28 protein-coding genes are annotated in these 20,415 nt (G+C 69.6%); 15 read left to right on the top strand and 13 right to left on the bottom strand.

The window, feature by feature from the left end; translation table 11 throughout:
• Window positions 1–9: 9 nt before the first annotated feature.
• Entirely contained in the window at window positions 10–165 is a 156-nt protein-coding gene (locus ED92_RS43065; protein ID WP_016335988.1) for a hypothetical protein, read from the top strand.
• A gap of 55 nt (window positions 166–220) precedes the next feature.
• Window positions 221–775 carry an NADAR family protein gene (locus ED92_RS31735; protein ID WP_037345693.1) on the top strand — a complete coding sequence of 185 codons (555 nt, stop codon included), beginning with the start codon at window positions 221–223 and terminating at the stop codon, window positions 773–775.
• A gap of 59 nt (window positions 776–834) precedes the next feature.
• Here the strand turns inward: ED92_RS31735 and ED92_RS31740 are convergent, their stop codons facing one another.
• Entirely contained in the window at window positions 835–3,015 is a 2,181-nt protein-coding gene (locus tag ED92_RS31740; RefSeq protein WP_037344833.1) for an MMPL family transporter, read from the bottom strand.
• A gap of 160 nt (window positions 3,016–3,175) precedes the next feature.
• Here ED92_RS31740 and ED92_RS31745 point away from each other — a divergent pair, with 160 nt between their 5' ends.
• Window positions 3,176–3,745, top strand: coding sequence for a TetR/AcrR family transcriptional regulator (locus ED92_RS31745; RefSeq protein WP_016335985.1), 570 nt, complete (start codon window positions 3,176–3,178; stop codon window positions 3,743–3,745).
• 46 nt (window positions 3,746–3,791) lie between these two features.
• Complete coding sequence (locus tag ED92_RS31750) at window positions 3,792–4,664, top strand: hypothetical protein (protein ID WP_037344836.1); 873 nt, start codon at window positions 3,792–3,794, stop codon at window positions 4,662–4,664.
• Here the strand turns inward: ED92_RS31750 and ED92_RS31755 are convergent.
• The gene (locus ED92_RS31755; protein WP_037344838.1) at window positions 4,638–4,961 is read right to left on the bottom strand and encodes a hypothetical protein; all 324 of its coding nucleotides are present in this window, start codon (window positions 4,959–4,961) and stop codon (window positions 4,638–4,640) included. The genes ED92_RS31750 and ED92_RS31755 overlap by 27 nt on opposite strands.
• A gap of 46 nt (window positions 4,962–5,007) precedes the next feature.
• Window positions 5,008–5,469, bottom strand: a complete 462-nt coding sequence (gene soxR, locus ED92_RS31760; protein ID WP_016335982.1) for a redox-sensitive transcriptional activator SoxR — start codon at window positions 5,467–5,469, stop codon at window positions 5,008–5,010.
• A gap of 52 nt (window positions 5,470–5,521) precedes the next feature.
• Between soxR and ED92_RS31765 the strand changes: the two genes are divergently transcribed.
• The 3 genes from ED92_RS31765 to ED92_RS31775 are packed head-to-tail and all read left to right on the top strand — an operon-like array spanning window position 5,522 to window position 7,548.
• On the top strand, window positions 5,522–6,214 hold the full coding sequence (locus tag ED92_RS31765) for a transketolase (protein ID WP_037344840.1): 693 nt from the start codon (window positions 5,522–5,524) through the stop codon (window positions 6,212–6,214).
• 4 nt (window positions 6,215–6,218) lie between these two features.
• Window positions 6,219–7,109: a transketolase family protein gene (locus ED92_RS31770; RefSeq protein WP_037344841.1), complete on the top strand. Its 891-nt coding sequence runs from the start codon at window positions 6,219–6,221 to the stop codon at window positions 7,107–7,109.
• Between the two features lie 10 nt (window positions 7,110–7,119).
• Window positions 7,120–7,548 (top strand): NUDIX hydrolase, encoded by a 429-nt coding sequence (locus ED92_RS31775; protein ID WP_037344844.1) that lies wholly within the window; start codon window positions 7,120–7,122, stop codon window positions 7,546–7,548.
• 7 nt (window positions 7,549–7,555) lie between these two features.
• On the opposite strand, the gene ED92_RS31780 is transcribed toward ED92_RS31775, so the two are convergent.
• Together ED92_RS31780 and ED92_RS31785 are read right to left on the bottom strand one after the other, a co-directional pair.
• A complete protein-coding gene (locus tag ED92_RS31780; protein WP_037344846.1) occupies window positions 7,556–8,728 on the bottom strand; it encodes an acyl-CoA dehydrogenase family protein in 1,173 nt (390 codons plus the stop codon).
• Between the two features lie 71 nt (window positions 8,729–8,799).
• Window positions 8,800–8,979: a hypothetical protein gene (locus ED92_RS31785; RefSeq protein WP_016335976.1), complete on the bottom strand. Its 180-nt coding sequence runs from the start codon at window positions 8,977–8,979 to the stop codon at window positions 8,800–8,802.
• A 136-nt stretch (window positions 8,980–9,115) separates the two neighbouring features.
• Here ED92_RS31785 and hisH point away from each other — a divergent pair, with 136 nt between their 5' ends.
• The 3 genes from hisH to ED92_RS31800 all read left to right on the top strand — a co-directional run bounded on the left by hisH (window position 9,116) and on the right by ED92_RS31800 (window position 10,923).
• Window positions 9,116–9,739: an imidazole glycerol phosphate synthase subunit HisH gene (gene hisH, locus ED92_RS31790; RefSeq protein WP_037344849.1), complete on the top strand. Its 624-nt coding sequence runs from the start codon at window positions 9,116–9,118 to the stop codon at window positions 9,737–9,739.
• 9 nt (window positions 9,740–9,748) lie between these two features.
• Complete coding sequence (gene priA, locus ED92_RS31795) at window positions 9,749–10,486, top strand: bifunctional 1-(5-phosphoribosyl)-5-((5-phosphoribosylamino)methylideneamino)imidazole-4-carboxamide isomerase/phosphoribosylanthranilate isomerase PriA (RefSeq protein WP_037344851.1); 738 nt, start codon at window positions 9,749–9,751, stop codon at window positions 10,484–10,486.
• A gap of 80 nt (window positions 10,487–10,566) precedes the next feature.
• Window positions 10,567–10,923, top strand: coding sequence for a DUF1330 domain-containing protein (locus tag ED92_RS31800; protein WP_037344853.1), 357 nt, complete (start codon window positions 10,567–10,569; stop codon window positions 10,921–10,923).
• Here the strand turns inward: ED92_RS31800 and ED92_RS31805 are convergent.
• The 8 genes from ED92_RS31805 to ED92_RS31840 form a co-directional block, all read right to left on the bottom strand.
• Window positions 10,907–11,293 carry a PPOX class F420-dependent oxidoreductase gene (locus ED92_RS31805; RefSeq protein ID WP_037344855.1) on the bottom strand — a complete coding sequence of 129 codons (387 nt, stop codon included), beginning with the start codon at window positions 11,291–11,293 and terminating at the stop codon, window positions 10,907–10,909. The genes ED92_RS31800 and ED92_RS31805 overlap by 17 nt on opposite strands.
• A gap of 9 nt (window positions 11,294–11,302) precedes the next feature.
• Complete coding sequence (locus tag ED92_RS31810; protein WP_016335971.1) at window positions 11,303–12,037, bottom strand: ABC transporter permease; 735 nt, start codon at window positions 12,035–12,037, stop codon at window positions 11,303–11,305.
• Window positions 12,034–12,759 (bottom strand): ABC transporter ATP-binding protein, encoded by a 726-nt coding sequence (locus ED92_RS31815; protein WP_037344858.1) that lies wholly within the window; start codon window positions 12,757–12,759, stop codon window positions 12,034–12,036. The genes ED92_RS31810 and ED92_RS31815 overlap by 4 nt, the downstream gene beginning before the upstream one ends.
• Before the next feature lie 427 nt (window positions 12,760–13,186).
• Window positions 13,187–14,110, bottom strand: coding sequence for an NADP-dependent oxidoreductase (locus ED92_RS31820; RefSeq protein WP_037344859.1), 924 nt, complete (start codon window positions 14,108–14,110; stop codon window positions 13,187–13,189).
• Between the two features lie 28 nt (window positions 14,111–14,138).
• Window positions 14,139–15,137 (bottom strand): hypothetical protein, encoded by a 999-nt coding sequence (locus ED92_RS31825; RefSeq protein WP_037344861.1) that lies wholly within the window; start codon window positions 15,135–15,137, stop codon window positions 14,139–14,141.
• On the bottom strand, window positions 15,134–15,643 hold the full coding sequence (locus tag ED92_RS31830; RefSeq protein ID WP_037344863.1) for an RNA polymerase sigma factor: 510 nt from the start codon (window positions 15,641–15,643) through the stop codon (window positions 15,134–15,136). Before ED92_RS31830 ends, ED92_RS31825 begins: the two co-directional genes overlap by 4 nt.
• Before the next feature lie 89 nt (window positions 15,644–15,732).
• Window positions 15,733–16,953, bottom strand: a complete 1,221-nt coding sequence (locus ED92_RS31835; RefSeq protein ID WP_037344866.1) for a phytase — start codon at window positions 16,951–16,953, stop codon at window positions 15,733–15,735.
• A gap of 10 nt (window positions 16,954–16,963) precedes the next feature.
• Window positions 16,964–17,566, bottom strand: a complete 603-nt coding sequence (locus tag ED92_RS31840) for a TetR family transcriptional regulator (protein ID WP_037344868.1) — start codon at window positions 17,564–17,566, stop codon at window positions 16,964–16,966.
• A gap of 38 nt (window positions 17,567–17,604) precedes the next feature.
• Between ED92_RS31840 and hisF the strand changes: the two genes are divergently transcribed.
• Genes hisF through ED92_RS41475 form a run of 5 tightly spaced genes read left to right on the top strand, consistent with a single transcriptional unit; the run spans window position 17,605 to window position 20,409 of the window.
• Window positions 17,605–18,378 (top strand): imidazole glycerol phosphate synthase subunit HisF, encoded by a 774-nt coding sequence (gene hisF, locus ED92_RS31845; protein ID WP_026466775.1) that lies wholly within the window; start codon window positions 17,605–17,607, stop codon window positions 18,376–18,378.
• A complete protein-coding gene (locus ED92_RS31850) occupies window positions 18,375–18,764 on the top strand; it encodes a hypothetical protein (RefSeq protein WP_037344870.1) in 390 nt (129 codons plus the stop codon). The genes hisF and ED92_RS31850 overlap by 4 nt, the downstream gene beginning before the upstream one ends.
• A complete protein-coding gene (gene hisI, locus ED92_RS31855; protein ID WP_016335961.1) occupies window positions 18,754–19,110 on the top strand; it encodes a phosphoribosyl-AMP cyclohydrolase in 357 nt (118 codons plus the stop codon). Before ED92_RS31850 ends, hisI begins: the two co-directional genes overlap by 11 nt.
• 3 nt (window positions 19,111–19,113) lie before the next feature.
• Window positions 19,114–19,476: a DUF1304 domain-containing protein gene (locus tag ED92_RS31860; protein ID WP_037344871.1), complete on the top strand. Its 363-nt coding sequence runs from the start codon at window positions 19,114–19,116 to the stop codon at window positions 19,474–19,476.
• A 57-nt stretch (window positions 19,477–19,533) separates the two neighbouring features.
• On the top strand, window positions 19,534–20,409 hold the full coding sequence (locus ED92_RS41475; protein ID WP_152611066.1) for a hypothetical protein: 876 nt from the start codon (window positions 19,534–19,536) through the stop codon (window positions 20,407–20,409).
• Window positions 20,410–20,415: the final 6 nt, after the last annotated feature.

The raw sequence follows: 20,415 nt of genomic DNA on the forward strand, positions 1-20,415 counted from the left end.
GTGGCGGTCGTGAGTAACACGACCATCGCTGTGCTGCTGTTCGCGCTCGGCGGCTTCCTGATCGGCGGCGTCTACGCGACCTGGAAGAGCGTCAAGTTCATGGCCGTCGTGCTGGGGATCGGCGCGCTGCTGGCCATCGGCGGCGCCATCGCCTGGCTGGCCTGAGCGCCGTCCGCTAAATCGGCTGCGCGTCGCGACGACGGCGAGCATGCTGTCCGGCATGTCCGGAAACCCGCGCTCGGTCGCCGAGGTCGTCCGGCTCCAGCGATCGGGGAGCCGCGTCAAGTTCCTGTACTTCTGGGGTCATCAGCCCCGGCGTGACGGCACGGTCGGGCCCGAATGCTTCAGCCAGTGGTGGCCCGCCCGGTTCACCGCCGACGGCGAAACCTTCCCGACGGCCGAGCACTACATGATGTGGCGCAAAGCGGTCCTGTTCGACGACGCCGAGAGCGCGGCGCGGATCCTCGGCGCCCGGCATCCGCGTGAGGCCAAGGCGCTGGGCCGCGAGGTGCGGGGATTCGAACAGGCGCGCTGGGAGGACGAGCGCTACGGCATCGTTCTCGACGGGACGCTCGCGAAATTCGGGCAGCACCCGAACCTGCGGGACTTCCTGCTCGGCACCAGGAATCGTGTGCTGGTCGAGGCCAGCCCGCTGGACACCGTCTGGGGGATCGGGCTGGCGGCCGACCATCCGCACGTCGAAAACGCCGAACGCTGGCGCGGGCTGAACCTGCTCGGCTTCGCGCTGGGAGAGGCCCGCGCGGCACTCGGCTGAATCCGTGAAGGCCTCCTTGAGGGACCCAGAGTCACTCAAGGAGGCCTTCACGGACAGAGCTACTTCGAGGCGTCGACCAGCTCCCGCTCGTCAGGCGCATCCAGCTGCTTCGCGAGCTTCTCGCCTTCGACGTCGACATCGGGCAGCACGCGATCCAGCCACTTCGGCAGCCACCACGCACCGCGGCCGAGCAGCGACATCAGCGCCGGCACGATGGTCATCCGGATCACGAACGCGTCCACCAGCACCCCGAAGGCCAGCGCGAACCCGATCGACTGGATCAGCGAGGATTCCGCGAGCACGAAGCCGGCGAACACGCTGATCATGATCAGCGCGGCGGCGACCACGACGCGGGAGCCGTGCCGGAAACCGGTCACCATCGCCTCCTGCGGGTCGGCCCCGTGGACGTATTCCTCCCGCATCCGCGTCACCAGGAACACCTGGTAGTCCATCGCGAGCCCGAACAGCACGCCGATCAGCAGGATCGGCAGCATGCTCATGATCGGCCCGGTCGTCTTCACGCCGAGCAGGTCGGTGAGCCAGCCCCACTGGAACACGGCCACCACGGCGCCGAACGTCGCGACCACCGAACCGAGGAAGCCCAGCGTCGCCTTCAGCGGCACGACGATCGACCGGAACACCAGCATCAGCAACAGGAACGCGAGCCCGACGATCAGCGCGAGATACGGCAGCATCGCGTCGGCGAGCTTCTCGGAGACGTCGATGTTGGCCGCGGTCTGGCCGGTCACGGCCAGCGACGCACCGGTGGCCGAGCCCAGTTTCGCGTTCAGGCCGCGGATGTCGCTGACCAGGTCTTCGGTCGCGGTGCTGCTCGGGCCGCTCTTCGGGATGACGGTCAGCAACGCCAGGCCACCGCCGCGGTTGGTCTTGGGCGGCGTGACGATCGGGCGCTCGGGGAGGCCGCCGATACCCGCGGCCGCCTGCTGGAGCGCGGCTTGCCGGTCGGTGCTGCCGCTCAGGTCGACGACGATCACCAGCGGGCCGTTGGCGCCTTCGCCGAAGCTGCGGGCGACGGTGTCGTAGGCCTTGCGCTGGGTGGTGTCCGGTGCGGCGGTGCTGTCGTTCGGCAGGCCGAGCTGCATGCTCGCGGCGGGCACGGCGACGATCGCGAGTCCGGCGATCGCGGCGATCAGCACCGGGATCCGGTGGCGGGCGACGAACTTCGCCCAGCGCTCGCCGTGTGTCGTCGTGCTTTCCTTGCGGCGCAAGCGGATCTTGCCGCCCGCCAGCTTGCCGCCCGCGAAACCGAGGATGGCAGGCAGGAGGGTGAGCGCGATGACGACCGCGATCGCGACGGTGATCGCCGCGGCGATGCCCATCTCGCCGAGGAACGGGATGCCGACGACGGTCAGGCCCGCCAGCGCGATGATGACGGTCAGCCCGGCGAACACCACGGCGGAGCCCGCGGTACCGGTGGCGCGTCCGGCGGCTTCCTCCGGATCCCGTCCGATGGTGAGTTCGTGCCGATACCGGGAGACGATGAAGAGCGCGTAGTCGATGCCGACGGCCAGGCCGATCATCAGCGCGAGCACCGGCGTGTTCGTGTTCAGTTCGAGGAAACCGGACGCCGTGGTGATACCCGCCATGCCGATGCCGACGCCGATGAGCGCGGTCAGCAGCGGGATCCCGGCCGCGAGCAGCGAGCCGAAGGTGATGATCAGGACGACCGCGGCGACGGCGACACCGAGGCCTTCGGTGGCGTTGGTCGCGGGCATCGCCTGCACGGCGTCACCGCCGAAGTCCACTGTGTACCCGGCCGCCTTGGCGGCGTCCGCGGCGGCCATCAAGCCCTCGCGGTCGGCGTCGGTGAGCTCGAAGCCCGGCACGCGATAGCTGACCTGCGCCAGCGCGACGTGTTTGTCGGGGGAGATCGCCTGCATCTGCAGCGGGTTGACCACGCCGGCGACCTTCGGGGCGTTCTCGAGTCCCTTGACGAGTCCCGTGATCGCCGCCTGTCCGGCGGGATCGGTGATGTCGCCGGGCGTCGAGATGACGACGCGCGCAGTCGCGCCACCGGCGGCGGCTTCCGGGAACCGGTCGGCGAGCTGGTCGATCGCCTTCTGCGACTCGGTGCCGGGGATGGTCACCGAGTTCGAAAGCTGGCCGGACAGGGTCAGCGCTCCCGCGCCGAGGGCCACCAGGACGGCGGCCCACACCGCCGTCACCAGTGCCCGGCGCCGGAACGAGAACCGGCCCAGGCGGTAGAGGAAGCTGGCCACGAAAGTCTCCCGTTCACTCGATCAGGTTCATTCCAAGCTAGCCGATCGGCTAGGGGCCTACAAGCCGATCGGCAAGTGTGTGACTAGCCGCACGGCTAGTACTCGTTTGGCCACGCGGGCACGCTTGACGTAATCTCCGACGGCTGAACGAGGAGGGAACATGGACGTCGTCCACGCGGAGGACACCCGCACGCGACTACTGGGCACGGCGTTGCGGTTGTTCACCGAACACGGCGTGGAAGGCACCTCGCTGCAGATGATCGCGGACGCCCTCGGCGTCACGAAGGCCGCCGTCTACTACCACTTCAAGACGAAGGCGGAGATCACCGAATCCGTCGCCGAGCCCGTGCTGCGCGAGCTGGAGGGCATCGTCGACGACGCCCGCGCCCAGCGCACCCGGGGTGCGCAGATCGACCACCTGCTGGACGGTTTCGTCGATCTCGTGGTGCGGCACCGTTCGCTGGTCGCCCTGTTCTCCAGCGACCCCGGCATCGCCCGCGCGATCGAGAAGTCCGTGCACAGCTCGGACAGTTTCAAGAACCGGCTGCTGGAGATCCTGGTCGGCCCGGATCCGGATCTCACCGCGATCGTCACCGCGCAGGTGCTGCTGGCGGGGATCGCCGTCGCCGGCGGCTCGCCCGAGGTCGCGTCGCTCGACGACGAAACGCTGCGCGAAACGCTCCTGGCCGTCGGGCGCAAGCTCTACAACCGCCCGCGCCGCCGTTCGTGACCGATGTGTTCAAGACGGCGGCCGCGATCCACGCGACGCTGTCGGTATGAACATCGATCTGACGACGGCGGCCACGTTCATGGCCACCCAGGCCCGACTGCTCGACAGGCGGCGCTTCGAGGTCCTTTTCCGCGACGGTGACCCCGCGGCGGCGCTCGCCGCGCTGGAGGCGTACCGCAATCCCGACGGCGGTTACGGCCACGGGCTGGAACCCGACTGCCGCTCGGTGACGAGCCAGCCCGGTGGCGCGCTGCACGCTTTCGAGGTCTTCGCCGACGTCGGCCCGGCGACCAGTCCGCGCGCGGCCGAACTCTGCGACTGGCTCGACTCGATCTCCCTGCCCGACGGCGGGATCCCGTTCGCGGTCCCGATGCCGGATCCGTTCGGCAGCGCGCCCTTCTGGGCGAACGCGGATCCGTCGGTCTCCTCGCTGCAGATCACCGCGATCGTCGCGGTCACCGCCCATCGCGTCGCGGCGCACGATCCCGCGGTCGCCGCGCATCCGTGGCTGGCGAAGGCGACGAGCTACTGCCTCGGCGAGATCGAAAAGCTCGACGAGACACCGCACGCGCTCGTGCTCGCCTTCGCGATGAAGCTGGTGGACGCCCTGGGCGACACGCGTCTGGTCGAGAAGCTCGGCCGGTTCCTCCCGGCCGACGGGGTGGTCGCCGTCGGCGGCGGCATCGAAGGCGAGGCCATGCGCCCGCTCGATTTCGCCCCGGAACCCGGCGGCCCGGCACGGAAACTCTTCCGGCCCGAGGTCATCGAAGCGGATCTGCGGCGGGTGGCGGGCGGCCAGCACGAAGACGGGGGCTGGCGGGTCGACTACACCAGCTATTCGCCCGCGGCCGCGCTGGAGTGGAACGGCATGTTCACCGTGGGCACACTGGGGCTACTGAGGGCCAACGGCCTCGTCTAGCCGCCGCAGGAACTCCGGCGGAACGGCCGCGGTGAGCCACACACCGTTGGCGCTCACCTGGAATTCGTGTCCGGCGGCGGTCATTTCCCGCGCCCCGACGGCTCGCGCGGTGTCCACGGTCGCCGAGAGATGCACGGCGTGCCGGTTCATCGGCCGGAGCCCCTCGCGCCGTTTGTCGTTGCCCTCGACGACTTCGTCGAGTTCGTCGGGGGTGAGGGTGATCCCGATGTCGCCGGGTGCGTGCCGCAGATGCCGGGAGAGTCGCTTCGAGACCCGGATGAGGTGTTTCTTGTCCATTTCGAGGCACAGTGACCCATATCCGGCCCCCGCGTGGCAACGGAATTCAGATGCCGCCCTCGGACGCCGGGCGCAGTTTGCCCGCGCCGGGGCCGAACCGCGACATCTGGTCGTCGGCGTTGTAGAGCCCGCAGCTGCGCAGGGAAAGGCAACCGCAGCCGACGCAGCCGGTCAGCCGGTCACGCAGGCGCTGCAGCGCGTCGATCCGCGCGTCGAGCTCGTCCTGCCAGCCTCGCGAAAGGCGGGCCCAGTCGGCCTTGGTGGGGGCGTGGTCCTTGGGTAGGGTCTCCAGTGCCGAGCTGATGTCGTCCAGGCTGAGGCCGACCCGTTGCGCGGCGCGGATGAAGGCGATCCGGCGCAGCACCGAACGCGAGTACCGCCGCTGGTTGCCAGCCGAGCGTTCGGAGCTGATCAGCCCTTTGTCCTCGTAGAAACGCAAAGCCGTATGGGGCACGCCGCTGCGGTCGGCGACCTGTCCGATGCTCAGGTGTTCAGCCAGTCTCGTCACGTCGCCAGGCTAGCCTTGACTTCGACCTAAGTCGAGGTTGCAACCTCGGTTCATGACCACTGACATCAAGACCGGCTACGAGGATCTGCCGCGGCTGATCTCGCTGATGACCGGGGACGAGAAGCATCAGGCCGCCGCGGAGTCCACTGTGGACGTCTTATGGGTGCTCTACGACCGTGTGCTCGACATCACCCCGGAGAACATCCGCGAGCCCGGCCGCGACCGTTTCCTGCTGTCGAAGGGCCACGGCCCGATGGCTTATTACGCGGTGCTGGCGAAGAAGGGCTTCATCCACGAGGAGGAACTCGCCGACTGGACTTCGGCCGAGTCCCGGCTCGGCCACCATCCGGACCGGGCGAGGTTGCCCGTGGCCGAGATCTCCAGCGGCTCGCTCGGGCACGGGCTCCCGCTGGCCATCGGCACCGTGTTCGGCCTGCGCGCCAAGGGATTCCGTGACGCCAAGGTCGTCACCCTCGTCGGCGACGCGGAACTCGACGAGGGCTCCAACCAAGAGGCCATCGCGGTCGCCGGCCGCATCGGCATGCCGCAGCTGACCGCCGTCGTCGTCGACAACTCCTCGGCCACGCACGGCTGGCCCGGCGGGATCGCGCGCCGGTTCGAGGTCGAGGGCTGGACGACGCGCACCGTCGACGGCCGCGACCACGACGCGCTCCACGAAGCCCTCACCACACCCCATCCGGACCGGCCGCTCGCCGTGGTCGCGACCGTCGAGCGAAAGGCCTGAACCCGTGAACATGCGCGAAACGTTCCTGGAAGCCGCCGCCGAAGTGCTCGACACCGACGCGAACGTCGCCGTCGTGCTCGCCGACATCTCCGCGGCACAACTCGCCTTCGCCGCGAGGAAACATCCCGACCGGGTGCTCAACGTCGGCATCCGCGAGCAACTGATGATGAGCACCGCGGGCGGGCTGGCGCTGGCCGGGATGCGCCCGATCGTCCACACCTTCTCGTCGTTCCTCGTGGAGCGGGCTTTCGAGCAGGTCAAACTCGACCTCGGACATCAGGACGTCGGCGCCGTGCTGGTGTCGTCGGGCGCGTCCTACGACATGCCGACCGCCGGGCGGACGCATCAGGCGCCCGGCGACGTCGCCCTCATCGACACGTTGCCGGGCTGGACCGTGCACGTGCCGGGACACCCCGAGGAAGCACGGAGGCTGCTGCTCGAGTCCATCCCCGGCACCGGACGCGTCTATCTCCGGCTTTCCGCGCAGGAGAACGCGAAAGCGCATCTGGGCGCGGGCCTGCAGACACTGCGCGAAGGCGGGCGGGGCGTGGTGGTGGCCGTCGGGCCGATGCTCGACAGGGTGCTCGAAGCGACGGCCGACCTCGACGTCACCGTGCTCTACACCTCGACGATCCGGCCGTTCGACGCCGCCGGGCTGCGTTCGGCTGTGGAGGCCGCGGGCAGCACCGACGTCGTACTGGTCGAGCCCTACCTCGCGGGAACCTCGGCGCACGCGGTGGCGGACGCTTTGTCCGAAACGCCGCACCGGCTGCTGTCGCTGGGCGTCCGGCGCGACGCGGAAGTCCGGATCTACGGCGAAATGGCCGATCACGACCTCGCGCACGGTCTCGACGCCGGTTCGATCGCCTTGTCCGTCAAGGAATTCCTCCGCTAGCGTCACCGGGATGACGAAGATCCGCCCGCTCGCGCTCGGGGTGATCCGCCGCGGCGACGACCTTCTCGTGTTCGAAGGCCGCGACCACGCCAAAGGAGTGACCTACCACCGGCCGCTGGGCGGCGGGATCGAGTTCGGTGAGACCGCCGCCGAGGCGCTGCACCGCGAATTCCAGGAGGAACTCGCGGCGGAGCTGACCTCGGTCGAGCAGATCGCCGTGCTGGAGAACGTGTTCACCTTCGAAGGCAGGCCGGGGCACGAGATCGTGTTCCTGTTCACCGCCGACCTCATCGACAAGGCGTTCTACGAGCGCGACGAGGTCGGCGTCGTCCTCGACGACGGCGCCCGCGTGCACTGGCTGCCGATGGCCGACGTGGCGAGCGGCAAGGCGATCCTCTACCCGGACGGGCTCGCGGATCTCCTTTCCGCGCGGGACTGATCGCCGCTCAGCGGAAAGCGGCCAGCCCGGTGACCGACTGGCCGAGCGAGAGCGCGTGCATCTCCTCCGTGCCCTCGTAGGTCAGCACGGTTTCCAGGTTCGACATATGCCGCATCACCGGGTATTCCAGCGAGATCCCGTTGGCGCCGAGCATGCCGCGCGCGGTCCTGGCGACCTCCAGCGCGGAGCGGACGTTGGCGAGCTTGCCGAAGCTGACGTGGTTGTGGTGCAGCGTCCCGGCGTCCTTGAGCCGCCCGATCCGCAGCGCGACCAGCCCGGCGCGGTTGACCTCCACGACGAGGTCGGCGAGTTTGCGCTGGGTGAGCTGGAATCCGGCCAGCGGTTTGCCGAACTGTTCCCGGCTCAGCGTGTACTCCAGCGCGGACTCGTAGCAGGAGCGAGCGGCGCCGACGACGCCGAACAGGATCCCGTAGCGCGCCTCGTTCAGGCAGGACAGCGGTCCGCGCAGCCCCCTGACCTCGGGGAACGCCGCCGAATCCGGCAGGCGGACGCCGTCGAGCACCAGTTCCGCGGTCAACGAGGCCCGCAGCGACAGCTTGTGCTTGACCTCGTTCGCGGTGAAGCCCGGCGTGTTCGTGGGGACGACGAAGCCGCGCACGCCTTCGTCGGTCTGCGCCCAGACGACCGCGACGTCGGCCACGGTTCCGTTGGTGATCCACATCTTCGTGCCGCTCAGCACCCAATCGGAGCCGTCGCGCACCGCGCGCGTCCGCATGCTGCCGGGGTCGCTGCCGGCGTCCGGTTCGGTCAGGCCGAAGCAGCCGAGCGCCTCACCGGCGGCCATCCGCGGCAGCCACTCCTGCTTGTGCTCCTCGGTGCCCCATTTGTGGATCGCGTACATCGCCAGCGAACCCTGCACCGAGACGAAGCTGCGCAGCCCGGAGTCGACGGCCTCGAGTTCGCGGCAGGCGATGCCGTAGGCGACCGCGCTGGTACCCGCGCAGCCGTAACCCTCCAGGTGCATGCCGAGCAGCCCGAGCTGCCCGAACCCCTTGGCGAGCTCGGCGGCGGGCAGGACGCCCGTTTCGTACCATTCGGCGACGTTCGGCAGGAGCTGGTCGTGCGCGTACGAGCGCACGGCGTCCCGCATGGCCCGGTCCTCGGCGGAGAGCTCGGCGTCGAGATCGAGGAAGTCGCGCGGATCCGGGCTGCTGCTCATGCGTCACTCCTGGTCGGCTCGGTGGGGCATCTTCCTATGAAGAAAACCACACACACGACCGGAGTCGGGTGTCAGCGATCGCGCCATCCGGTGGTCTTCGTCACCTGAACCGATGCCGTGGCCGTCCGGGCCGGGGCGGAGCGCCGCTTCTGCGCCGGGATCAGCAGCTCCGCGAAGGTAGGGAAAGGCACGCTGTCGATGTCCTCGCGCCAGGCGTTGAGCAGGCGGGTCAGGTCGTCGGCGTCCTGCATCGTTCCTCCATAAGTGCAGGGCGGTCCTGCGCCGGCCTTTCACTCGGAGTCGCTATTACCCAGAAGAGTGAAGGTCGAAACAGGGAATCCGGGGAAAATCCGGTCCGCTAGCCTGGAGAGCGTGGCTACTCCTCGCGTGGTGATCCTGGACTACGGGTCCGGCAATCTCCGATCCGCCGAACGCGCCGTCGAGCGCGCCGGTGCCGACGTCGAGGTCACCGCGGACCCGCATGCCGCGCTCGAAGCCGACGGCCTGGTCGTCCCCGGTGTCGGCGCCTTCTCCGCCTGCATGGAGGGGCTGCGGTCGGTGTCGGGGGAGAAGATCATCGGCAAACGCCTCGCCGGTGGCCGCCCCGTGCTGGGCATCTGCGTCGGTATGCAGATCCTGTTCGAACGCGGGGTCGAGCACGGCGTGGAGGCCGAAGGCGCGGGCGAATGGCCGGGCACGGTCGACCGGCTGGAGGCCGTCGTCCTCCCCCACATGGGGTGGAACACCGTCCGCGCGCCGGAGGATTCGCAGCTGTTCGCCGGGCTCGACGCGGACACGCGGTTCTATTTCGTGCACTCCTACGCCGCGCGGACCTGGGACCTGGACTCCGGCCTCGCCGGGCAGCAACCCAAGGTGACCTGGGCGAACCACGGTCAGGACTTCGTCGCCGCCGTCGAGAACGGGCCGCTGTGGGCGACCCAGTTCCACCCGGAGAAGTCCGGGGACGCGGGTGCGCACCTGCTGCGCAACTGGCTGAACACCCTCGCTTAGAGTGGGCGCGTGACTTTCACGCTCCTTCCCGCCGTTGATGTGGCCGATGGCCAGGCCGTGCGACTCGTCCAGGGCGAGGCCGGCACCGAAACCTCCTATGGCAGCCCGCTGGAGGCGGCGCTCGCCTGGCAGCGTGACGGGGCGGAATGGATCCATCTGGTGGATCTCGACGCCGCGTTCGGCAAGGGCTCCAACCGCGAGCTGCTCGCCGACGTCGTGGCGAAGCTCGACGTCCAGGTGGAGCTCTCCGGTGGCATCCGCGACGACGCGTCGCTGGAGGCCGCGCTGGCCACCGGCGCCCGCCGGGTCAACCTCGGCACGGCGGCGCTGGAGGACCCGGAGTGGACCGCGAAGGTCGTCTCCTCCTACGGCGACCGGGTCGCCATCGGGCTGGACGTGCGGATCACCGAGGCCGGGCACCGGCTGTCCGCGCGCGGCTGGACCCAGGACGGCGGTGACCTCTGGGAGGTCCTCGACCGGCTCGACCGCGACGGCGCGCAGCGCTACGTCGTCACCGACGTGAGCAAGGACGGCACCCTCCAGGGCCCGAACATCGAGCTGCTCCGCGAGGTCGCCGCCCGCACCGACGCGCCGGTCATCGCTTCCGGCGGTGTGTCCAGTGTGGACGATCTCCGCGCGCTGGCCGCGCTGGCCCGGGACGGTGTCGAGGGTTCCATCGTCGGAAAGGCGCTCTACGCCGGCGCGTTCACCCTGCCCGAGGCGCTCGCGGCCGTCGCGGAGTTCTGAGCTTTACCTCCCGGGTAATCGACGCCGCGCGCCCGTTCGGTCAGGATTCCTTCCAGGACAACGAAACCTGGGAGGACATCATGACCGCGTACGGTATCGCCCACCTTCGCCCCACCGGTGCACCGACCGAAGAGGTGCTCCAGTACCTGGAGCGGATCCAGGACACGCTCGACCCCTTCGGCGGGAAGTTCCTCGTGCACGGGAACGAGATCGAGGTCGTCGAGGGGGAGTGGCCGGGAGTGCTGGTGATGATCGGCTTCCCGAGCCTGGCCGTGGCCCGCGAGTGGTACGCGTCGCCCGCCTACCGGGAGATCCTGCACCTGCGGGCGGACCACATCCCGGGCGATCTGATCCTGGTGGAGGGTTGCGGGCCGGACCACGACTCGGCGGCGATGGCGGCGGAGCTGCGGGAGGCTCAGCTCACTCGGCCAGCTTGATCGCGATCCCCACGGTCCGGTCCTTCGGCCCCCGCAGTCTGCTGAAGAACATCGTGACCCGGCCGGTGATCCCGTACTTCCGCGCGATCACCTTGCGCACGCGTTCGGTCTCGTCGAGATCGAGCAGCCGCGCCTCGCCCGCGACGACGTCGCCGTGGGTCTTGTTGCCGCGGAAGTCGCAGGCCTGGACCTCGACCCGCCCGCTGTTGCGGATGCGTTTGACCTTGCCCGCCTTCCGTTCGGACCAGATCACCAGTTCGCCGCCGTCGCCCGCCGCCCAGACCGGCGTCGGCACCGGGGTGCCGTTCTTGCGGAAGGTGGTCAGGACGACGTACTTCTCGGCGGCGATCCGCTCGAACTCCGATCCCATGTGCAGAGTCTAGGCCGTTCGCCTGCGCAGGGTCGCCGCGCCGAGGACCAGTGCCGCCAGGGCACACGCCCCGACGATGATCAGGTTCCGGATCAGCGTCGCGTCCACGGTGCCCGACGTGGTGACCCGGGTGAGGGCCTCGACGGCGTACGAAAGCGGCATCACGTTCGAGAGCCAGTTCAGGAGCCAGCCCATCTCCCCGCGCGGCACGAACAGGCCGCACAGCAGGATCTGCGGCAGCACGAACAACGGCATGAACTGCACCGCCTGGAATTCGGTCCGCGCGAACGCGCTCACGAAGAGGCCGAGGGCCATCCCGAGAAGCGCGTCGAGGACGGCGATGAGCAGCAGCATCCCGATCGAGCCCGCGATGTCCAGGCCCAGCCAGGCGAGCGACACCCCGGCGGCGACGCCGACCTGCACGATCGCGATGGAGCCGAACGCGAGCGCGTAACCGAAGAGCAGGTCCATCCTGCCGATCGGCAGGGTCATCAGCCGTTCCAGCGTGGCCGTGGTGCGCTCGCGCAAGGTCGTGATCGAGGTGATCAGGAACATGATCAGGAACGGGAAAACGCCGAGCAGCGCCGGGGCGACGCGGCTGAACACCGCTTCGGAGTTGAAGACGAAGCGCAGCAGCACCATCAGCAGCGACGGCACGACGATCAGCATCGCGACGGTACGCGGATCGTGCCGGAGCTGCAGGAGGATCCGGCGGGCCGTGGCCAGGGTCAAGGCGGGGTTCACGACGGGCTCACCTCGGTCTCGCGGACCAGCCGCAGGAACGCCTGCTCCAGATCGGTCGTGCCGGTGCGCTCGCGCAACCCGGCCGGGGTGTCGTCGGCGAGGATCCGGCCTTCGCGCATGAGCAGCAGACGGTCGCAGCGCGCGGCTTCGTCCATGACGTGGCTGGACACGAGCAGTGTCGCCCCACCCTCGGCGAGACGGCGGAAAAGCGCCCAGAGTTCGTCGCGGAGCACGGGATCCAGGCCGACGGTCGGCTCGTCGAGGACGAGCAGTTCGGGCTTCCCGAGCAGCGCGACCGCGAGGTTGGCGCGATTGTGCTGCCCACCCGACAGTGAGCCGACTAGCTTGCCGGCGTGATCGGCGAGCCCGACCTCGCCGATCACCCTGTCCACATCGGACACCGGCGCGCGGAGCACGGAAGCGAAGTAGCGCAAGGCTTCCGTGATGGTCAGGTCGGCGTAGATGGCCGGGTTCTGGGTGGCGTAGCCGATCAACCGCCGCAGCGGCGGGCTGCCCGCGGGATGGCCGAGCACGGTGACCTCGCCCGCGGCGACGATCTGCACGCCGACGATCGAGCGCATCAGCGTCGTCTTGCCGCAGCCACTGGGGCCGAGCAGACCGGTGATCCGGCCGCGCGGCGTCGCGAAATTGACATCCCTGACGACCTCGCGGCCGCCGCGGACGACCCGCAGGCCGGTCACTGAGATCGCTGAATTAGTCATGCGTTTAATTCTGCGCCCGTTGAGAAGCGAGAGTCAAGAGGGACATGGGGGCGCGTCTCGTGAGTGGTGAAGACGGTTCTAACCGCCCTTACCACTCACAAGACACGCCTCCAGCAGTACGTGAAGGCCGCCTTCATTGCGCTAGACGCAGTGAAGGGGGCCTTCACGTACTTGGGGAAGGTGTGAAGGTCGAGTTTCCTCGGCTGAGCCGAGGGAAGGGGGCCTTCACGCGCATCTGCTGTGACTGCTGGGACTTGTGGTGTTGCCGAGCCGCGGGTGGCGATCGTGTAGTCCGTGAAGGCCTCCTTGCCTACCTTCAGGGTAGGGAAGGAGGCCTTCACGGACCGGCGGCCAACGGCCACCCACATTCAGTAGGTACCTACGACAGCTTTGGTTCTAACCGTCCTCACCACTCACGAGGTGAGGCTCAAGGGACCAGGACGAGCTTGCCCCGGACGTGGCCCGCTTCGCTCTCGTCCTGGGCCGCGGCCGCCTCGGCGAGCGGGTAGACCCGGGCGATCGGCAGGTCGAGCTTGCCTTCGGCGGCGAGCGCGGCGCCTTCGGCCAGCGAGCCGGGCACCTGCTCGGCAGGAGTTCCCGACGTGAAGCGGACGCCGTGGTCGGCCGCGTCCGGAGCGGCGATGGTGATGACCCGCTTCGGGCCACCGGTCAGCTCCACCAGGGTGGCCAGCGAGCCACGCCCGGAAGCGTCGAAGGACGCGTCGACGCCCTGCGGTGCGACGTCGCGGACGCGCTCGGAGAGCCCTTCGCCGTACTGCACCGGCACAGCGCCCAGCGAGCGCAGGTACTCGTGGTTCCCTTCGCTCGCCGTGCCCACGACGGTCAGCCCGCGCGCGACGGCGAGCTGCACGGCGATGGTGCCGACACCTCCCGCGGCGCCGTCGATGAGCAGCGTCTCGCCCTTCCGGAGATCCAGCAGGTTGAGCGCACGATAGGCGGTGTTGACGACGGCGGGCAGCGCCGCGGCCAGCTCCCACGAAAGCGACTCGGGCTTGCGGACCAGGCTCGCGGGCTTCGCGAGGACGTACTCCGCGTATCCGCCCGCTCCGGAGCCGAGTACCTCGTCACCGGTCGCGAACTCGGACACGCCCTCGCCGACCGCGTCGACGACGCCGGCGATGTCGCCACCGGGGATGGCGGGGAACTCCGTCGGGAACACCTCGGCCATCAGCCCGGAGCGGATCTTCCAGTCGATCGGGTTCACACTCGCGGCCCGGACGGCGACCCGCACCTGGCCGGGGCCCGGCTCGGGCAGCTCCCGCTCGAGGACGCGCAGGACCCCGGAGTCGCCGTACTCGGTGAACACGATGGAGCGGTAGGTGTCCGTCATGCCGTCGACAACCCCCGCCCGTCCGTCGCTATTCCGGCGGCTTCCCGAACCAGCTGTAATCGCCGGGGATCAGCTGCACGCCGTTCGCGATGTCGAGCAGCGTCGCCTGGTCCCGTTTGCCGGAGACGGTGAGCCACCGCCCGCCCTCGACCTGGACGGCGACCGTTTCGTCCTCGTGCCCGAGCCGTCCGGTCCGCTGCGGCAGGAAGAAGCCGTCGGCGCCCCTGACCTGGAGCGGCACGGGCGTGGCGTCGCCCGAGTCCGGCCGTTCGGCGCGGAGCGACGCCGTGACGACCGCCGCCGCGGTGGGTTGCCCGGTACGGGTGGCTTCGAGTTCGGTCGCACCCCCGCCGACGGTCATGAACAGGTTCACCCCGGACAGCTCCAGGTCGGTGGGCAGCTTGCCGAACCGCAGCTCGCCCGAAACCCGGGCACGGTCGTCCCTGACCATCTCGTCCGCGATCCGCTGGCCGACGTCGCGCGGATCCTTCACCCCGATCAGCGTCAAGCTCAGCAGGTACGTGTCGTCGGGCGACCAGGTCAGCATCGTCCCGTCGCCGTAGACCTCCGCGACCATCCCGACGCGGCCGTGCACGATGATCTGGTTCGGCGCGGGCGCGATCGTCCACGGCCCGCGCCGGTCGTCCAGCGGCGTGGTGGTCAGCCGCAGCTGCCCGACCTCGCCGTTGCTCCACGTCCTGGTCTGCGGTCCCGGATAGGGCTTCGCGCTCCGGGTCAGCTCCTTGAAGCCGTCGGGCAGCCAGCCGGGTTTGTACGGCAGCACCGCCCAGTCGGCGTTGCGCGGCGAGGCGGGGGTGACCGTGGTGTAGGCCCGCAGGCCCAGTGGGACGCCGAGGGCGATGATCGCGACCGCCGCCGCGACCAGTGCCAAGGCCATCGTCGGACGGCGTGACGGCCGTTGGGCCAGCGCGTCGCGGATCTCGGCACCGTCGGGCGCCCGCGTCGCCAGGTGTTCGAGGCTCTCCCGGATCAGGTCCTCGGTGTGCTCGTCACTCAGTCGGGTCATTTGCTGGCTCCCGTGGGCTGAACGGACGAGGACGGCCCGGTCTCCCGCAGCGTCGAGAGCGCGCGCGAAATCTGGCTGCGCACGGTCGACGTCGCGCAGCGGAGCACCGCGCCGATCTCCTCGTCGGAGTAGTTCTCGTAGTAGCGGAGCACGATCGCGGCGCGTTGTTTGCGCGGGAGCTTCGCGAGCCGGTCCAGCATCGCGTCGCGTTCGTCGTACTCGATGGCGTGATCGGAGACCGGTGGGCTCACCAGGTCGAGCACTTCCGGCGACGAGGGTGTCACCCGGCGGACCGCCAGCCGCCTCCGCCACGAGAGGTACTCGTTGGTCACCATCCGGCGGACGTAGGTCGGTGGCGAGTCGATCTTCGGCCAGCGTTGCTGAGCACGCAGCAGCACCTCCTGGACGATGTCCTGCGCCAGGTACGGATCGTCGGTCAGGACGGTCGCGTAGCGCAGGAGGCCGTCCAGGCGATCCGCGACGAACTCGTCGAAGCTCGCAGGCACGTGTCCCCCTCAGCCGGTGGTCTCCCCCTAAGGACGCGCGAGACCACCCGGCTGATGCATCGGGAACGGAACTTTCTCGGTGAACGTGATCACCGCACGGCGGTCTCCAGCCGGACGAAGGCGAATCCGGTGGTCGCGAGCTCCTCACCGGAGGGGTCGGTGGCGGCCGGGCGGCGTTCGCCGTCGTGCACCACCAGCAGACCGTGCGGGAACAGCGGCCCCAGCGGCCTGGTGGTGATCGCGGCGCCGTCGGAGTGCTCGACCGAGTCGGTCCCACGTCCGGCGACGACCCGGAAATCGCGCCGCGGGGTGCCGTCACGGTCGTAGACCACGAACCGCGAGTCGCCCTGGCTCGACGCGAGCAGCTTGCCGTCGGCCAGCGCCAGCCCCTCGGCGTCCGCCGTCAGCCACTTGCCGCCGAAGCCGGGGTCGGGGCCGTCGGCGACGCATTCCTCGGTCGCCTCGTCGAACCGCTGCGGAACCCCGAACGACCGCACCTTGTCGATCAGCTCCGGACGGCCGAAACCGGCGCCGTGCACCGGGATCCGCCAGATCCCGACGTCCTCCTGCGCGGTGTAGAGCACGCGGTTCGCGGTGTCGAGGACCGAACCTTCCAGCTGCGGCCGCTCGTCCGGTTCGCTGCAGGGCGACCACGTCTTCCCGTTCGGCAGCCGGAACTCCGACGGCAGGTCGATCGTGCCGATCGGCGCCGTGCCGACGGTGCCGTCCGCTTTGTCGACAAGTCGCAAGAGCGCCACGCGGGTCTCGTGCCGCCGGGTCACCGCGACCCAGCGCGCGCCGGTGCGCGGATCACGTCCGGCGGTGAGCCCGTACGCGGTCCGCTGTTCGTCCACTTCGGACTCCGACGCGGAGAAGACCGGTGGGGCGGAAGGATCCGTGACGTCACGCAGCACCCGCGAGCCGGCCGCGGCTCCGGCCGGGTCGATCCGGTAGACGCGCACGCGGTCCCGGCCGCGGTCGCTCACCACGGCGAGATCGCCGACGACGTCGACGTTGTTGAACCGGCCGCCCTCGGGAACGGCGAGATGCTGCAACTGCCGCGCCTTCAGATCGAACGCGGCCAGCCCGCCTTCCTTGAGCGTGCCGAGTACGACGCTGGCCGAAGGATTCTTCGGGTGGACCCAGATCGCCGGGTCGTCGGCGTCGGCGTTCGCGGGGTCCGCGCCCTTGTCGTCGACGTAGGCCCTGGTCTGCGCCACGGGTGAAGGGTTCTGGCCCGCTTCGGCGGGCACGGCGGCGAGCAGCGAGGCCGCCAGCAGGGGGAGGGGGAGGAGAGCAGCGATGCGCATCCTCGGGAAGCTAGCCGCGCGGAGTGTCCGGCCGGTGAACGTCGGGGGTCAGGTAGTACTGCGCGACCGGCGCCAGCATCGCGACGATCTCGTCCTCCGAGGCGGCGGCCAGCGGCGGGAGCCCGATGACGTAGCGCAGCAGCGCGAACCCGATCATCTGCGCGGCGATCCCGGCCACCCGGACCTTCGGCACGCCGCGCGCTTCGGCGACCCGCGCCAGCACCGCCCGTTCCAGGAACTGCCGCATCATGGTCGCGACCTGCTCGTTGGTGGTCGCGGACCGGATCATCGCCAGGAACGGCGCGCGGCCTTCGGGAGCTTGCCAGAGGCCGAGGAACGCGCGGACGAGGCGTTCGCCGATCTCGTCCTCGGGGCCATCGAGGATCCGGGGGACCAGCTCGCCCGGGTCGACCGGCAGGTTCATCGACAGGGCGAAGAGCCGTTGCTTGGTGCCGAAGAAATGGTGCAGCAGCGCGGCGTTGACCCCGGCGTCGGCCGCGATGCCGCGGACGGTCGCCCCGTCGTAGCCCTGTTCGGCGAACCTGCGCCGTGCCGCGTCGAGGATCACCTCCCGCGTCTCGGTCTGCCCCGGCCGCCGCCCCGCCTGTGCCATTCCGCGAGCTTAGAACGCCCTTGACTACGCTTGTCCCCATGTCAGTCGCAGTCAGGGTCATCCCGTGTCTCGACGTCGACGCGGGCCGTGTGGTGAAGGGCGTCAACTTCGCCGACCTGCGCGACGCCGGCGACCCCGTCGAACTCGCCCGCCTGTATGACGCCGAGGGCGCGGACGAGCTCACGTTCCTCGACGTCACGGCCTCCTCCGGGGACCGCGAGACCACCTTCGACGTGGTCCGCCGGACCGCGGAGCAGGTGTTCATCCCGCTCACCGTCGGTGGCGGCGTGCGCACGAACGACGACGTCAACCGGCTGCTGCGGACCGGCGCGGACAAGGTGAGCATCAACACCGCCGCCATCGCCCGGCCGGAGTTCCTGCGCGAGGCGTCCCGCCGGTTCGGCGCGCAGTGCGTCGTGCTGTCGGTGGACGCGCGCCGGGTCCCCGAGGGCACCGAACCGACCCCGTCCGGCTTCGAGGTGACCACTCACGGCGGCCGCCGCGGCACCGGGATCGACGCCGTCGAATGGGCCGCGCGCGGCGAGGAACTCGGCGTCGGCGAGATCCTGCTCAACTCGATGGACGCCGACGGCACGAAGAACGGCTTCGACCTCGAACTCCTCACCCAGGTGCGCGCGGCCGTCCGGGTCCCGGTGATCGCCAGCGGCGGCGCCGGCGCGCTGGAGCATTTCCTGCCCGCCGTCGAAGCGGGCGCGGACGCGGTGCTCGCGGCCAGCGTGTTCCACTTCGGACAGTTGAAGATCGGCGAGGTCAAGGGCGCGCTGCGCGCCGGGGGAGTCGTGGTCCGGTGATCGCGGGCAAATGGAAGGCCGCCACCGAGGTCAAGGTCGTCTGCGCGCTGCTGCTCGGGCTCGCCGTCGCGTACCTCGCGATGGCCGGGATCCTCATGTTCGCGCCGTATTCGTCCGCGCGGACGTTCCTGCTGCCGGGGACGTCGCTGGTCCTCGGCGGTCTCGTCGTGGCCGGGCTGGTGCTGAAGATGTCGTCCGCGCGGTTCGCCGGGTTCGCGGTCAGCTTCCTCTTCGGGCTGCTGCACGCGCTGTCGATGCTGGCGGCGGAACTCTTCTGGGTGAAGATCGTCTCCGGGATCCTCTTCGCCGGGTACATCTACACGGCGGTCCTGCTCAACTCGATGCCGGTGAAACGGCACCTTCTCGGAGCCACGAATGACGCTTGACCCCGCCCTGTCGGATCGCTTGAAGCGCAACGCCGACGGGCTGATCGCCGCCGTCGTCGTCGAACACTCCACATCGGACGTGCTGATGATGGCGTGGATGAACGACGAGGCGCTCGAACGCACGCTCACGACCCGGCGCGGGACCTACTACTCGCGCAGCCGCAAGGAACTGTGGGTCAAGGGCGAGACGTCGGGCCACGTCCAGCACGTGCGCGAAGTGCGGATCGACTGCGACGGCGATACCGTCCTGCTGCGCGTCGACCAGACCGGCCCGGCCTGTCACACCGGCACGCACACCTGCTTCGACACCGACGAACGGCTGCTGCTGGCCGACGAGAGCGAGTAACCCGTGAATGTCGTCGCCAACGTGCTGGTCGGCATCGTCGCGCTGATCCACCTGTACATCGTCGTGCTCGAGATGTTCCTGTGGACCACCCCGCGCGCTCGCGCCTCCTTCGGCACCACCGAGGAGTTCGCGAAGGAGAGCTCGGCGCTCGCGGCGAATCAGGGGCTGTACAACGGTTTCCTCGCCGCCGCGCTGATCTGGGGCCTGGTCGCGACCGGCAGTACGGCGTGGCAGTTCAAGATCTACGGTCTCGCGTGCGTGATCGTGGCGGGGCTCTACGGGACGGCGACGGCGAGCAAGAAGATCTTCTTCGTCCAGGTGGTGCCGGGCACGCTGGCGCTGATCGCGGTGCTGGTCGCGGGCTGACACCGTCGGGACCTTGGTCCCATCCCCGAACCCCCCTTGCGGGCGTACGCTTTTTCCATGTCACTGGGGACTGGGGAAGGCCCGGCGGAGAAGCATCTCCGCCGGAGATTGGGTTACCGCGTCGCCGCGGTGGTGAGCTTGATACCGGTGAGTGGTGGGGCCATCGGTCTCGCCGTCCAGGCTTTCGGACAAGATCCGATTTGGGGCTTCGAGGGCTTTTTCGACGAAATCGCCTTGATCTGCGTGGGGCTCTCGGTGGCCCTGTTCGCGCGAGATCGGGCGCGGATCCATGCCGGGCTCGCCGAAGCCGCGCCCGACGACCGGAGGGTCGACGGCGCCGCGCTCCTCGCCACCGATCCCGAGCGTGAGACCGCGAAACTGCGTCTGTTGGGTCTTCGCTCCGCCTGGATCGCCCCGATCTGGCCCGCCGTCCTCGCCGCCGGGATCCTCCTGCTCACCCTGGGCGGGTCGGGCGAAGACGGGTTCGGCAAGCTGGGCGTGCTGCCCACGGCGTTCGGTCTCGTCGGGTTCGTGGGCTCGCTGATGTCGGCGACGGGCTGGCGGGCCAGGCACCGGGCCGTCCAGGCCACCGGATGGCGTCCGGCGCGGGCGACGGTACGGCCGGATTACGAGGGGCTGGGCAACCGGCTCCCGCCCGCCACGTACCTCACTTTCGACGACGGCACCGAAACCGTGGTCCGCTCGGTGGGCTGGTCGATCCGCTCGTGCCGCCGTTTCCGGAAGAATCCCGGCCTTCGGGTCCGGGTCGGTGGCGAAGGCGCGAACATGGTCGTCCTGTTCCCGCGGGGGAGGATTTCCCGCCGCCCGTACGCGTTCCCGGCCCGACCTGAACTTGTACGCTCGCTGAGCACTCAGGGTTGCCCCGAAGCGAGACGCGACTCGTTATCCGGAAAACCGGCTCTTCTCGATTAACCTCGG

Source organism: Amycolatopsis sp. MJM2582 (assembly GCF_000754115.1).
In the GTDB taxonomy this organism is placed as follows: Bacteria; Actinomycetota; Actinomycetes; order Mycobacteriales; family Pseudonocardiaceae; genus Amycolatopsis; species Amycolatopsis japonica.